This window comes from Thermoplasmata archaeon (assembly GCA_035632695.1).
Lineage (GTDB): Archaea > Thermoplasmatota > Thermoplasmata > RBG-16-68-12 > RBG-16-68-12 > RBG-16-68-12.
The window spans coordinates 1-13535 of record DASQGG010000091.1; the positions used below are offsets into that span (position 1 = coordinate 1).

Consider the following 13535-nt stretch of genomic DNA (forward strand, 5'->3'; position numbering starts at 1 on the left):
CATGCGACGTTGAATGAAAGGGCCTTCGACGCGCCCCTGAGCCGAGGACGCGACCGAGGGCGGGTCCGCGATGGACCCTTCTTCGGCATGAAGTCCGGACGGATGGATCGCCCCGCGTGGGCGCGCGCCGCAATCCTCGTCCTGTTCTTTGCCGCCGCGGCGGCCCTGGACCTCGTGCTCGCCTCCGTCCTGGCGCCGGTTCTGCCCGGTGCCCTCGTCCTCGCAATCCTCCTCGTCATCCTTTTGGGCACGTTGGGCCTTGCGCATCGGTGGGGGCGGTGAACACGAAACCAACCAGCTTCGAGTCCGAGCTGAATGCCCGTCTCCGGCGGGCCCGGCGCCTCGTCTTGAAGATCTCCGCCACGGAGGCGGGGCTCCTGAGGCCCGAGGAGAAGACCCGCCTGGAGGAAATGGTGCGCACGGACTTGAAGGGGCTCGTCTACCCCGTGACCCCGGGGGAGGCCGAAGCTCTCCAGTCCCTTCGGTCCACGACATTCGACAAGGGCATCGTGTGGTGGATCGGGAGGCTGGAGGACATCGCCCGGGGTCTCCCGCGGCGCCTCAAGCCTCGCGTCAGGCTTCTCCGGGACTTCATGGACTCGGCCTTCTCCCTGGAGGACGACTTGAGGGATTTCCGGAAGTCGCTCTCCCCGGAGCTCGCGGGGCCCTTTGAGGAGGTGTCGCGGGCTCTCACGGTCCTCTGCATCGAGTCGGAGATCCTCCTCAGCGTGAGCGGGGTCCTCCGGAGGCACCGAGGGGAGATGTGCGACGGCTGCGACGAGCCCGAGGACGACATCGGCCCGGACAAGCTGCCCGCAATCCTTCTCCGCGCGGACGAGGCGTTGAGGCTGAACCGGTCCAGCCTGTTCCTCGGTGCCCGAGGACAACCGCCGCCCGGGGGCGTCGTAGAGCGCTTCCTCCGCGAGGTCCCGCAGGAGGATGCCGATCACCTGCTGGAGGGAGTCTGATGGCTGAGGCGCACGACCGCAAGACGCGACTGAACATCGGTGTGCCCCGGTCGCTGCTCCCCTGGTTCGAGACGACCAGGCGGGAGCATCCGGGAATCTGGAAGTCGAACGGGGAGCTCGTCCTGGACGTGCTCCGGCTCGGCATGCGGGCGTACCACGGGGGAGCCCGCCCGCCCCCGACACGGGCGCGGCGGGAGGCCGGCGCGGGCTACCTGACGGTGAGCGTGCCCGTCGATCTCGCATCCTGGTTCGACGCCGCCCTGGCCGCGCAGGCCGAAGCGGCGAAGTCCCGGCGGGACCTGATCCTCGATGTGCTGCGGCTCGGGATGCAGGTGTTCGAGGCAGCGGGATCGCGGGGCACCGCCTCTGCCGCCGGGCCGCCCCCCGACGAGGAATTGCCGGTGCCACCTGGCCTCATCCGGCAGATCCAGAAACTCCTCGCGGACCACCCGTTGCTCCTGGCGGAGTGCGGCTATGGTGGGCCCGCGGACTTCGTGGACCGCGCGATCCGGGGAGACGTGCAGGCGACGGGCGACCGGTCCGTGAATCCCTCCTGGGCCACGGCGGCCCTGGCGGGCCTCCCGAGGAGCCCCCTCGCCCACAGCGGGCCTAAGGGGACGGTCGTCGTGACCCGGGAAGCCGTCCGGGCGCTCCGGGCGTTCATCGAGGGCGATCCCGCCCTCGCCCGGGAGATGGAGTACGCGGCCCCCGCCGACCTCGTGGAGCAGGCGATCCAGCAGACCATCGGAGCGGACCTCGACGTGGCGGCCGAGATCGAGTGGGACGCCGCTCACCCTGAGGAGGCCCAGGCCCGGGATGCCTGGTGGCGCACCGAGGACGAGGCCCGCGCCCGGGGCGACACCGCCCGGCTCGCGGAGCTGGCGCAGGAGCAGGCCCGCGCACGCGCCGAGGGCCGTCCGCCCTGGCAGAAGGTCTCCCCGCAGGTTCGCGCCGCAAAGGCTCCTGGCGCGAAATACGCCCCGGGCACGTAGAATGCCCACCGGCCGCGATGGTGCCCCGGGCACGTAACGTGCCCCGGGCACGCAAGTTTCTAATTGATTAAACAAAAGGCTCGCGCGAAAGGCGGCCGCGACCTGGTGCACGGGGCACCACCACCCCCTCGTCCTGCGTGCACGGGGCACGCAACTCATGGTGCCCGGGGCACGCAGAATCGGGCGCGTTCGAGGCCTCGAATCGGGCCTTGGCGGAACCTCCTGCAAACTCGCAGCCTCCCTATGGAGAGAACGGGCGATAATCCGGGACACTTGAATCCTCGGAGGAGGAAGTTGTAGCGCCGCGCGCGGTGCTCCCACATCGGCGACGCCGAGCGGTCATTGTGGCGGAGGAGTACGATAGTATCCAGGAAGTCAAACCGCGATGCGAGCACGGTCTGGAGGCGGAACCCGACGGGCGTGTACCGTCCTCCCTTGTACTCGTCGCTGATGATCCACGCTAGGATGCCGCCGGGTCGGAGGACGCGGCGTGCCTCGTCGGCCACCCGGGCCATCTCCCGGTAGAACCGTCCGTCGCGGCACGAGATGCGTCCGAGGCACCGCGGATCCTCGCTGTAGAGGATGTTGTCCGAGTACGGGGAATCGATGACGGCGAGCGTGCCAACGGCATCCGGGAGGGGCCAGCATCGCGCGTCCGCCCGGAGGATGTCCTTCCGCCGCGGCGCGATGTCCAGGGAGACCACCCGACGGCCCAGGGAGCGCGCCACGTCCGCGATCGTGCCGGACCCCGCCATGGCGTCGACGACCAGATCGCCCGGTCGCGTGTAGCGGCGAACCAGGTTGAGGGCGCACAACGCCGGCGTGACGCCGTTGAAACAGGCGTCGCCGAAGCGGGTCGCGCCCGCCCGCTGGTCGGGGAAGTCCCAGACCGTGTACGGCTCCAGGTCGGCGCGTCCGAGCATGGCCCACGCCTCCTGGGAAACCAAGGCTTCCTGTTGGACCGTTTCAGAAGCGAGGGCCACGACCACGGCCCAGGGGTTCCCTCCCTATGAACCGGCCCGGGAGGGGGAGTAGGGTGAAAGTGGCAATCTGCCTGGACGACCCCGAATCACGCCCGGGCGACCCGGACGAAAGCGCGCAGCTCGCGCAGGTCGGGATACGGTTCGCGCCGATCGCGGAGGTGGAGGGCGGCGAGGGCGTTCCCCATCCCGAGCGCCTCCTCGGTGGTCCCTCCGGAAAGCTTCGTGAAGAGATACCCCGCGTTGAACACGTCGCCGCAGCCCGTGGGGTTGTCCATGGGGACGCGGAACGCGGGCAGCGAGGCGCGCTGGCCCTCCCGGAACCATGTGGCGCCCGCTTCCGCGCGGTGCAGGACGACCTCGGAGACCCCGTGCTCCAAGAGGCGCTCCGCGGCACGCACCGGGTCGCGCGTCCCCGCGACCGCGCACACCTCGACCCCGTTCCCGAAGAACGTGTCCACATGGGGAAGGCAAACCCGAACCGCGTCGACGCGTGCGCGGGACCAGCCCTGGGGGTCCGTCGAGATATCCATCGAGGTACTCGCTCCCGCGCGCTGCGCCCGCCGCAGGAGGCGTTCCGTCGGGGCGCCGAGGAGGCCCGTGGCCCACCAGAACCCGGCCCGGTGGACGTGGCTCGCGGAGGCGAGCAGCGTCTCGGGAACGTCCGCCTCCCGTAGGGCGGCGTTGGCTCCCGTCGCGGTGATCAGCGCCCGCCGTCCGTCGGCCCACGTTAGGGCCACGGTGGTTCCTGTCGGCCGCTTCGCGTCCACCCTGAGGCGAGCGGTCACGCCGCGCGCGCGGTACGCGGCACGCAGACGGTTGGCGAAGGCGTCGCGGCCCACCGCGGCCACGAGGGTCGTCCGCATCCCGAGGGACGCCATCTGGAGCGCGAAGTTCGTGGCGTTCCCTCCGGGCAAGAACGCGAAGCCGGATACCTCGCCCTGGACGTCGCCGGGCGGGAGGCCTTGGAGCGGCGGCGACACGATGTCGACGATCGCGTCCCCGATCGCCAGGACGCGCGGGGCCTTCCTCGCCATCCTAGGCCTTCCAGAGCCCCTGCCGCTTGAGCTCCTCAACGACGATCTTGTACTCCGCGGGCTTGCCGCAGGCCGGGCAAAAGAGGGAACCGTGGGCGTCGCGCGTGACGTCCGTCCCTTCCCAGCCGCAGAAGCGGCAGACGGCCTCCTCCCAGGACGTCAGAAGAAGTCCTCCAGGGTGAGCTTCTTGTCCGTCTTCACGGCCGCCGCGGGCTTCGGCTTGTCGGCGAAGCCGTCATCCATCAGCGTGACCTGCTTGGGCTTCTGGGACCCCTGGTACAGTTCCTTCTCGTCCCATCCGTAGATCTCCGTCACGTAGGACAGGGTCTGGGCAACCCGCTTCGCGTAGTACTCCCAGTCCGGTCGCGCGGCGAACGGACGGCCGGAGACGTAGGGCTCCACCTGCATGGGGGCCTTCTTCGCGTCCACGACGATCCAGGAGACCTTCATCCCCGGGATGATGTCCTCGCCGACGGCTTTGAGCTTGTTCATCGCCTGGACGTTCGCCATGGACTCCGGGTTGGCATAGCGGCTCTCCTCACGCACGGTGCGGGAGATGACGAGGGGCTCCAGCGGATCGCCCTCCTCGGGCAGGAAGTCCTCGGGAATCGTCCCTTGGCGCACCGTCTGGACCAGCTCCTTGGCGAACCGGATGGCGCCCTCGATGTCCTTGTCCAGGATGAGGGCGAACAGTCGCTTCTGGGCCTCGCCTTGGAGGTTGAATGCGTCCGTGCGCCGGATTTCGTAGCCGCGGACGATGAGCTCGCCCGCCACGGGCCACGCGACCTTCGCGGCGTACCGCTTCTTCTTCCCATGACTAAAGAACGTCTCGAGGACGCGCTCGAAGTCCATGTTCACGCTCCCGTGGCTGAAGCGCTCGGAGATCTGACGCCCGATCTTCTTCGTCTCCTCGAGTTCCTTCGTCGGCGATTCGAAGAAGATGCTATCCGTGTCCGCGTAGAGGACCCGGATGCCCTCGGCCTCGAGCTGCGTGATGATCGACTTGATGTTCTCCCGCGCGAAGGCCGTGATGCTCGCGCCGATTTGAGGGTTCGTGAAGCGATAGAAGGAGGACGCGAGGACGCCGTAGAAGGCGTTCATCAGGATCTTGATCGCGAACTGAAGGCGGTCGTAGTAGGCGCGTTTGTCCTCGTCCGTCTCCGTCCTCAGCTTCGCTTTGACCTCCTTCCGCTCTCGCATCAGGTTGCCCAGAATCGTGGGCAGGAGGCCCACGCGCAGGGACCGATCGAGGAACCGCACGCCCGTCGGGCTGACCACGGTGCCCTTCTCGTTGAGGGTCGTGAAGCAGATGTTGTTCTCGATGATGATCGACGGATACATGGACGTGAAGTCCAGCACGCCCACCCACTCATAGAGCCCGGGGTCCAAGCTGTGGACGTAACCCCCCTCGATGGGCGCCTCGCCCGACCCCGTGCGGGTCATCGGCACACCGAAGTGACCGCGGTCCGCCGCGCGGATGAGGATGGAGTCGATCAGCTGGGACGTTCGCCCGTTGAAGACGTCGTCCACGGGCAGCTTGGACACGACCGCGATGTCCATGGACTTGTCCAGCTTCGCGACCTTCTCCAGAATCCGCAGGGCGAGCTCCGCGTCCTTCTTGCAGTACTCCATGACCCGGACCTTGTCCTTTTCCCACTCCTGGTCCATGTTCCTTCGGTCGACGTCGTGCTTGCCCTCGCCCAACAGCCACTTCGCCACGGCGTCAAGCGTCTCCTGCTTCGGGTGGAGTTCGACCTTCGTGGACCACCATGCGTCCGCGATGATGCGCCCGTGCGTGCGCCAGAACCGCTCCCCCACGTTACTGATCTGCATCCCGTCGCGGGAGAGCGGGAGGCCGCCCAAGCCGTTCATCCTCGCCCGGGATTCCAGCACGGGCAGGTCGTACCCGTCGATGTTGTAGCCCGTAATCACGTCGGGGTCGTACCTCTCGACGAAGTCCAGGAAGCCCTTGATGATCTCCCGCTCGGACCCCGCGAGGCATTCCGTCTTCAGCTCGCCCTTGTCCCGCCAGGCCAGCCCGAGGCACAGGAGCTTCGGGTTCTGGATCGTGTTCTCGATGTCGAACGAGAGGATCCGCAGCCGCGGGCTGAAGGGTTCCGTGGGCTCGAACCGTTCCGCCTTCACGATGAGCTCCGTCGTGTACTTCCCGCTCGTGGGCTCGCCGAACACGCGGAAGCAGGAGGGCAGGTCCAGGTCGAAGATGAAGCGGTGGGCGAAGGGGATGTCCGCGGCGAGGACGTCGCTTCCGTACTTGCGGCATCGCTCGCGGTACTCGGGCGTCTTCCAAGGATGATGCATGAGGACCTTCGCGCAGGGTCGTTTGACCCCGGCGACCTCCAGCTCGGCGTTCTCAATCCGGACGACCTCTGGGTCCCGCTGGAGCGCGGAGAGGAGCGCCTGGGTCGGCTCGACCGTGTAGAAGTACGGGAGGAAACCCCGGTACTCGATCGCGATCGACCGGTCGTCCCTCGTTCGGCCGAAGATCTCAATCACGGGCTCCTCCTGGGGGCCCTCCCGCCGGTAGGAGGCGGTCAACATGCGGACGTCCCAGGATTCGCTCATGCCTTCGCCACGATCTTGATCACGTCGCCATCCTTGACGGGGTGGTCGCGGCCCACGACCATCTTGGTCCGCCCGTCGATGGCTCGGATGAAGTGCTTACCCAAATCCGTGTGGACCTTAAAGGCTACGTCCACCGCGGTGGCACCGCGCGGCACGAGGAACGCATCGGGCAGCACGTTGCCCTTCTTGTCCGTCCAGTGCGTCTCGTCCTCCACGGGGAAGACGACGATCAGGTCGAGGAGTTTGAAGACGGCTTCCTCTACGCACGCCTGCACGCCGGTCGTGTGCCGCGCGTCCAAGAAGGACTTGATCCTCTCCAAGCCCTTGGCCTGCGCCGGGGAGAGCTTGGCGGGGTCTGGAACCTGGAACGAGGAAGCGCCCGGCTCGTACACGATGAGGCGGGCCTGAGCTGCGCGGCGCAAGGCGAGCTCGAGTTCCGAGGACGTGGGCACGGTGCGGTACCCCTCGATCTGGGTGAGCTCCGCGAGCCGATCCTGAGAAACGAGGTCCGCCTTGTTCGCCGCCAAGATCATCGGCTTCCCAATCTTGCGGAGGCTGTGGGCCAGGTGCAGGAGGTCCTCGGACGACCAGCGGGCCATCTTCGGGTCCAGGGGCGTCTCGCGCAAGGCAAGATGGATCTGCGGCTCCGTGAGGCCGAGGCCCGTGAGCCGATCGTAGAGGACCTTCTCCGGTGCCACCTCCTCGAGGTCCGCGTGTCGCGCCTCCTTGTCCCAGTTGCGGGACAGGATGCCCGCGATCCAGTGCGCGAGTTCCTCCTCGAGAAAGCGGACGTCGTCCAACGGATCGTGGGTCCCGGCGGGGACGACGTTCCCCTCGAAGTCCGTGCCCCCGGTCGCGTCGATCACGTGGACGAGGGCGCTCGCCTGGCGCAAGTCGTCGAGGAACTTGTTGCCCAGGCCGCGGCCCTCGTGGGCCTTCGGCACCAGCCCCGCGACGTCGAGGAGCTCCACAGGGATGAGCCGCACGCCGTCCTGGCAGGGCGCGTTGTTCGGTTGGCAGGCCATGCCGAGGTCGAGGTGCGGACAGCGGTGCCGGACGTACGCCATGCCGCGGTTCGGCTCGATCGTCGTGAACGGGTAGTTCGCGATTTGCGCGGGCGCGAGCGTGGCGGCCGCGAAGAACGTGGACTTGCCCACATTGGGCTTGCCGACGACCCCGAGCTCCACATGTGGGAAATGGGCTCGTGTCTCAAGTAGGTTCCCGGCCGAAGCCCTGAGGTAATTCGCGAGCTTTTATGCAGGTCCCGCCATCTCCCATCCCGCCCACCGCACGGAGGCGGTCTCCCTGGAACGCGCGGTCATCCTCTGCGACGGCTACTTCGGCCAGAACACGGGGAAGACGGCGAACGGGCTCGTCCGGTATTCCAAGCGCTATCAAATCGTCGGCGTGATCGACCACACGAAGGCGGGCCGCGACGCGGGCGAGCTCCTGGACGGGAAGCCGAACGGCATCCCGATCTTCAAGGACTTCCAGGAGGCCCTCGAGAAGGGGAAACCGGAGACGCTCGTCATCGGCGTGGCCACGTTCGGCGGCTACATCCCCAAGGAGTTCCGGCCGCTGATCCGTGAGGCGATTGCGCACGGCGTGAACGTGGCCGCGGGCCTCCACGAGTACCTGCGTGACGATCCCGAGTTCTCGAAGCTCGCGGCGGAGCACGGCGTCCAGCTGCTCGACGTCCGCCGGCCGCGGGACATCCGCGAGGCCCAGCAGTTCAGCGACAAGTCCCGCAAGCTCCCGTGCCTCCGCATCCCCGTCCTCGGTACGGATGGGGCCATCGGGAAGCGGACGTGCGCCCTCCTCCTGACGGACGCCCTGAACGCCGCGGGCGTCAAGGCGACGTTCGTGGCCACGGGCCAGACGGGGCTCCTTCAGGGCTCGCCCTATGGCGTGCCGCTCGACGCGATCAAGGGGGACTTCATGGTGGGCGAACTCGAGGCCGAGGTCGTCCGCGCGTACGAGGAGACGAGGCCCCAGGTCCTCATCGTGGAAGGCCAGGGGAGCATCTCCCATCCCGCGTACGTGGCCGGGACGCGGTCCATCATCATGGCCTCCTTCCCGTCCGCGATCCTGATGATGCACGCTCCCGCGCGGAAGACGCGGAACTTCCGCCGCGACGTGGTCGCCTGGCCCATGCCGAAACCGGAAGAGGAAATCCAGTGGCTCGAGTTCTTCGCCAGAATCGCCGGCGGCGGGAAGGTCTTCGCCATCGGCCTGAACCATGAGAACATGACCCGCGAGCAGGTCGAGGAGACCGTGAGGGAGTACGAGGCGACGTACCGGCTCCCGACCGCGGATCCCCTCTGGCACGGATGCGGCAAGTTCGTGGACCGGATCAAGGCCATGGTATGAAGATTCCGAGGTCCCACCCACGGTACGAGTCCCTGGTGCGCCGCGAGAAGCTCGTCCAGGCGTGGCGCGACGGCATTGTCGTACCGGAGGGGCTCATCGCCCAGGGCCGCGGGGAGGCGTTCGACTACCTATTCGGGGAGGAAACGACGGCCCCCGCACTCGTCGCGGAGAAAGCCGCGGCGGCGATCCTCCTGACCGCCAAGCGACCCGCAATTTCCGTGAACGGAAATGTGGCCGCGCTGGCCTCCCGGGAAGTGACCCGCCTCGCGCGCGCGATTCCCGCCCGCGTCGAAGTCAACCTGTTCCATCGCACGGAGGCCCGCGTGGCGCGCATCACGAGGAGGCTGCGGCGCGCGGGAATCAAGCACGTCCTCGGCCCTCGGCCCGACGCGCGGATCCCGGGGTTGGAGTCCAAGCGCGCCCTGTGCCACCGCGAGGGGATCTTCTCCGCGGACGCGGTCCTCGTCCCCTTGGAGGACGGTGATCGTACGGAGGCCCTCGTCCGCATGGGGAAGAAAGTCATCAGCATCGACCTCAACCCGCTCTCTCGAACGTCGCAGAGGGCGAGCGTCCCCGTGGTGGACGAACTCACCCGGGCGCTCGGGAACATCGAGAAGTTCATTGCGGAGCTGCGCGCGGACCCCAAGGAAGCGCGGAGGATCGCCCGCGAATACGACCGGGCGGGCAACCTCCGCGCGACCTTCGACTACCTGGGGTGGCGACTGCGGGGTCTCAAGGCGAAACGCCGCCCGCGCGGTATGTTCAGGTGAAGTGGCCCGGCTTCCATTTGATCGAGCAACCGAAGGGCGGCGTCAGCGGGACGCGCGGGCTCTTCCCTGCGAGCACGTCGTCGACCGCGTCGCGGAGATACCGCAGCGTGACCGCGTTCGCGTCCTTGTGGTTGTCGTCCAAGCGGCCGCGGTAGCGGATCACGCGGTTCTTGTCGAGCACATAGAAATCCGGCGTGGCCACGGGGCCCCAGGTCTCGGCGACCTTCTGGGTGTCGTCCCGCAGGTACGGGAAGTTGTACCCGTGCTCCTTCGCGCGCTCCTTCATGTGCGCGACGTCGTCCTCGGGATACTTCGTCTCGTCGTTCGAATTGATCCCGACGAGTCGCACACCCCTCGCGGCGTAGTCGCGCTGGACCTCGACGAAGCGGGGCTCCCACGCCTGGACGTACGGGCAATGGTTGCACGTGAAGAAGACGACCAGGACGGGTGTGTCCTTGAACGACCCCAGGGAGTACGTCTTCCCGTCGATGCCGGGAAGGGAGAAGTCAGGGGCTTTCGCGCCCGGTAGCAACCCGGGAATCTGGTTCAGGGTGAGGTCCTGAGGCATGCGAATCGCGCCTAGCACGCCTCTTCATTCGCATAAGACTTTGCGACCGCGGTTGTCGTTCCGCTCACCGGGCACGACACAAACTATTTGTGCGACCCGCCCGATGGAGCATTCCCGTGAGTTAACGTGAAGTACGTTATTGTCACGGGTGGCGTTTTGTCGGGACTCGGGAAGGGGATCTCCACCTCCTCGATCGGGGTCCTGTTGAAGTCCAAGGGGCTGCGCGTCTCCCCCGTCAAGATCGACCCGTACCTGAACGTGGACGCGGGCACGATGAATCCGTACCAGCACGGGGAGGTCTTCGTCCTCGACGACGGCGCGGAGACGGACCTGGACCTGGGTAACTACGAGCGCTTCCTCGATGTGAACCTGACCGGGGACCACAACATCACGACCGGGAAGGTGTACCGCACGGTCATCGAGAAGGAGCGACGGGGGGACTACCTGGGCAAGACGGTCCAGATCATCCCGCACATCACGGACGAGATCAAGGCGCTCCTGCGGGCGGTCGGGGAGAAGGAGAAGGCGGACGTCGTGCTCATCGAAATGGGCGGGACCGTGGGGGACATCGAGGGCATGCCCTTCCTCGAGGCCGTGCGCCAGCTCGGCCAGGAAGTCGGCAAGGAGAACGTGCTCTACGTGCACACGACGCTGGTCCCCGTCATGGGGGCCGTGGGCGAGCAGAAGACGAAGCCGACCCAGCAGAGCGTACGCGAGCTCCGCGCCGCGGGCATCCAGCCCCACGTGATCATTGCCCGAGGGGAGCGCTCCCTCGAACCGGACGTGAAGAAGAAGATCGCGTTCTTCTCCGACGTTCCCGTGGAGGGCGTGGTCAGCGCTCCGGACGCCTCCACGATCTATGACGTGCCCCTGTTGTTCGACGGCCAGGGGCTCACGGAGTACATCCTGAAGACCCTGAACCTGCCCGCGAAGGAGGAGGACCTCCAGGAATGGAAGGCGATGCTCGAGCGCCTCAAGAATCCGGAGAAGGAGGTCACGATCGCCCTCGTGGGGAAGTACACGCACCTCAAGGATTCCTACATCAGCCACATCGAGGCGTTCCACCACGCCTCCGCCGCCTCGCGGATCAAGGTGAACCTGCGGTGGGTCGAGTCCATGGATATCGAGAAGAAGGGGACGAAGGTCCTCGAGGGCGCGGACGGCATCCTCGTGCCCGGCGGCTTCGGGGACCGGGGCATCGAGGGGAAGATCGCCGCGACCCGGTACGCGGCGGACAACGACATCCCGTTCCAGGGGGTCTGCCTCGGCTTCCAGCTCGCGACCGTCGGGTTCGCGCGGGAGACGCTCGGCCTCAAGGACGCGAACAGCTCGGAATTCGATCCGAAGACGCCGTATCCCGTGGTGGACCTGCTCCCCGAGCAGCACGGTGTGAAGGACATGGGGGCGACGATGCGCCTCGGAGCTCACGAGATCCTGCTCGACGAGAACTCGAAGACGGCGAAGATGTACGGCTCCACGCGGATCTTCGAGCGTCACCGTCACCGCTACGAGATTAACCCCGAGTACATCCCGAAGCTCGAGGCCGCGGGCCTGAAGTACATCGGGCGCTCGGACGGCGCACGGCGGATGGAGGTCCTCGAACTCAAGGGCCATCCGTACTTCATCGCGTCCCAGTTCCACCCGGAGCTGCGGTCGCGGCCGTTCCGACCCTCGCCGATCCACCTGGGCCTCGTCCGGGCTGCGGGGGAATCCAAGTGAGACCAGCGGCCTCGTTCGCACGGGAGGATGCCGGGGGACAAAGCTTTAGCAACGCGGCTTTGCGAAGGGTATGATCGTCGATTCATCCAGGCCAACTCCAGGTACAGAGACCTGACGGCTGCCCCGAGCCCATGGCCGATCTCATTTCCCCGCCTTCTTGGCTCACCGCTTCTTGATCTCCTTCCCGGCCCCATCACCGCCTGCCTTCCCCGGACGGTACACGAACCGCAAGACGCCCGCGTTCTCGGGCCGGGACGTGGGTGCACCCGAGGAACCGCATCCCTCGCACGGATTTCACGCCCTGGCTTCGGGATCGTGACTAGCGTCGTGTGTACGCGGTGGATACAGCGAGAATGCGGAGTGGGAAGCTCAGCGGTGAGCCGTGGTATTCAGACCCTGCCATTGGCAGCGAATAGACGCCTCCCAACTGTCCACAAGATATGACACACTTGTCACAGAGAGCCATTCCGTATGATGTACATACTAGTACATCAACTGTGGGAATGCTTAAGTACACCGCAGTTGATATCTGACTTGCTTCATGTGTCCCATGTGGCTGGGGAGAATTATGTCCCGGCAAGATAGTAATGAGAATGACAAGAATGCGAAGAAAAGGGGACTCTTTCCTCAATACAGTCTCGAAGATGCATTGGAAGTCGCGGCAGCCATCAAAGAGCACAACGCGGGAAAGCCAATGGGAAGAATCCTACTCGGGCAAGCATTGGGTATTTCGCCTGGAAGCAGTGGCTTTCGTCTTCGCATAACGGCTGCGAACCAGTACGGACTCACCTCCGGTGATCCCTACAAGGGGGACACAATCTCGTTGGAGCGATTGGGCCTGTCCATCGTGGCTCCAAAGACCGACGACGAGAGATCACAGGGCCTTATCGAGGCTGCGACCAAGCCGACGCTGTTCGGACGTTTCTATGAGGATTTCAACAATAACAAAGTTCCTCGGCCAGACCTTGCGCAAAACAAACTGGAGCGGGACTACTCTGTGTCCCCCAAGCAGACCGAAAGATGCATGGACATACTTCTGAAGAATGCCAAGTTCGCTGGCATGCTGCAGGATGTCCAGGGGAGCCAGTGGATCGTGTTCGGTGCTTCTCGGACCCGGTCCGTGGCAGCGACCCCCGCCGAGAGGCCTCCCGCTGCCCTAGCGCAAACGCCACTGTCGCCCGGCACCCTTGTCACACCAAAGACCGCGACGACCCCGCAACAGGAACCGTTGGGCGTCGAAGCCGTTTTCATCGCTCACGGCAAGAACAAGAAGCTCCTCGGACAGGTAAAACAAATCGTGGAGTTCGGCCGGTTCCGCGCCGTAGTAGCTGAGGAACAAAGTTCCACTGCGATCCCGGTTCCAGAGAAAGTCATCACCGACATGCACCGCTGCCAAGCCGGGATCATCATCGTCTCCGCCGATGAGAAGGTCACAGATGAGACTGGCGATGAGGTCTACAGAATCAACGACAATATCCTCATCGAGATTGGCGCGGCAACGGTCCTCTACCGCCAGAAAGTCATCCTGCTTTGGGACAGGCGCATCCA

At 66.1% G+C, this 13535-nt stretch carries 12 protein-coding genes; 7 read left to right on the forward strand and 5 right to left on the reverse strand.

From position 1 onward, the window contains the following. The 3 genes from VEY12_06695 to VEY12_06705 all read left to right on the forward strand — a co-directional run. Positions 1 to 282, forward strand: a 282-nt coding sequence (locus tag VEY12_06695; GenBank protein ID HYM39814.1) for a hypothetical protein, incomplete at its 5' end; no start/stop codon positions are given. Beyond that, positions 279 to 968, forward strand: a complete 690-nt coding sequence (locus VEY12_06700; protein ID HYM39815.1) for a hypothetical protein — start codon at positions 279 to 281, stop codon at positions 966 to 968. The genes VEY12_06695 and VEY12_06700, both read left to right, overlap by 4 nt. Continuing rightward, the gene (locus tag VEY12_06705) at positions 968 to 1960 is read left to right on the forward strand and encodes a hypothetical protein (GenBank protein HYM39816.1); all 993 of its coding nucleotides are present in this window, start codon (positions 968 to 970) and stop codon (positions 1958 to 1960) included. The genes VEY12_06700 and VEY12_06705 overlap by 1 nt, the downstream gene beginning before the upstream one ends. 155 nt (positions 1961 to 2115) lie before the next feature. Here VEY12_06705 and VEY12_06710 read toward each other — a convergent pair whose 3' ends face one another. The 4 genes from VEY12_06710 to VEY12_06725 all read right to left on the reverse strand — a co-directional run bounded on the left by VEY12_06710 (position 2116) and on the right by VEY12_06725 (position 7747). Further along, the gene (locus VEY12_06710) at positions 2116 to 2943 is read right to left on the reverse strand and encodes a DNA methyltransferase (GenBank protein HYM39817.1); all 828 of its coding nucleotides are present in this window, start codon (positions 2941 to 2943) and stop codon (positions 2116 to 2118) included. A gap of 86 nt (positions 2944 to 3029) precedes the next feature. Further along, entirely contained in the window at positions 3030 to 3977 is a 948-nt protein-coding gene (locus VEY12_06715; protein ID HYM39818.1) for a carbohydrate kinase family protein, read from the reverse strand. A 159-nt stretch (positions 3978 to 4136) separates the two neighbouring features. Further along, entirely contained in the window at positions 4137 to 6560 is a 2424-nt protein-coding gene (locus VEY12_06720; protein ID HYM39819.1) for a DNA polymerase domain-containing protein, read from the reverse strand. After that, positions 6557 to 7747, reverse strand: coding sequence for a redox-regulated ATPase YchF (locus tag VEY12_06725; GenBank protein HYM39820.1), 1191 nt, complete (start codon positions 7745 to 7747; stop codon positions 6557 to 6559). The genes VEY12_06720 and VEY12_06725 overlap by 4 nt, the downstream gene beginning before the upstream one ends. A 220-nt stretch (positions 7748 to 7967) precedes the next feature. On the opposite strand from VEY12_06725, the gene VEY12_06730 reads away from it, so the two are divergent. Together VEY12_06730 and VEY12_06735 are read left to right on the forward strand one after the other, a co-directional pair. Then, a complete protein-coding gene (locus VEY12_06730; protein HYM39821.1) occupies positions 7968 to 8930 on the forward strand; it encodes a DUF1611 domain-containing protein in 963 nt (320 codons plus the stop codon). Then, on the forward strand, positions 8927 to 9700 hold the full coding sequence (locus VEY12_06735; GenBank protein ID HYM39822.1) for a 4-phosphopantoate--beta-alanine ligase: 774 nt from the start codon (positions 8927 to 8929) through the stop codon (positions 9698 to 9700). Before VEY12_06730 ends, VEY12_06735 begins: the two co-directional genes overlap by 4 nt. On the opposite strand, the gene VEY12_06740 is transcribed toward VEY12_06735, so the two are convergent. Continuing rightward, complete coding sequence (locus VEY12_06740; protein ID HYM39823.1) at positions 9693 to 10286, reverse strand: thioredoxin family protein; 594 nt, start codon at positions 10284 to 10286, stop codon at positions 9693 to 9695. The two genes, VEY12_06735 and VEY12_06740, sit on opposite strands and share 8 nt — an antisense overlap. A 108-nt stretch (positions 10287 to 10394) precedes the next feature. Here VEY12_06740 and pyrG point away from each other — a divergent pair, with 108 nt between their 5' ends. After that, entirely contained in the window at positions 10395 to 11987 is a 1593-nt protein-coding gene (pyrG, locus tag VEY12_06745) for a CTP synthase (glutamine hydrolyzing) (GenBank protein ID HYM39824.1), read from the forward strand. A gap of 541 nt (positions 11988 to 12528) precedes the next feature. Then, positions 12529 to 13535: TIR domain-containing protein (locus VEY12_06750; GenBank protein ID HYM39825.1), on the forward strand; the 1007-nt coding region annotated here is incomplete at its 3' end.

Coding starts and splice junctions, on each gene's coding strand:
- VEY12_06720 (HYM39819.1), bottom strand. CDS start 6,560: ATGAGCGAATCCTGGGACGTCCGCATGTTGACCGCCTCCTACCGGCGG.
- VEY12_06715 (HYM39818.1), bottom strand. CDS start 3,977: ATGGCGAGGAAGGCCCCGCGCGTCCTGGCGATCGGGGACGCGATCGTC.
- VEY12_06705 (HYM39816.1), top strand. CDS start 968: ATGGCTGAGGCGCACGACCGCAAGACGCGACTGAACATCGGTGTGCCC.
- VEY12_06735 (HYM39822.1), top strand. CDS start 8,927: ATGAAGATTCCGAGGTCCCACCCACGGTACGAGTCCCTGGTGCGCCGC.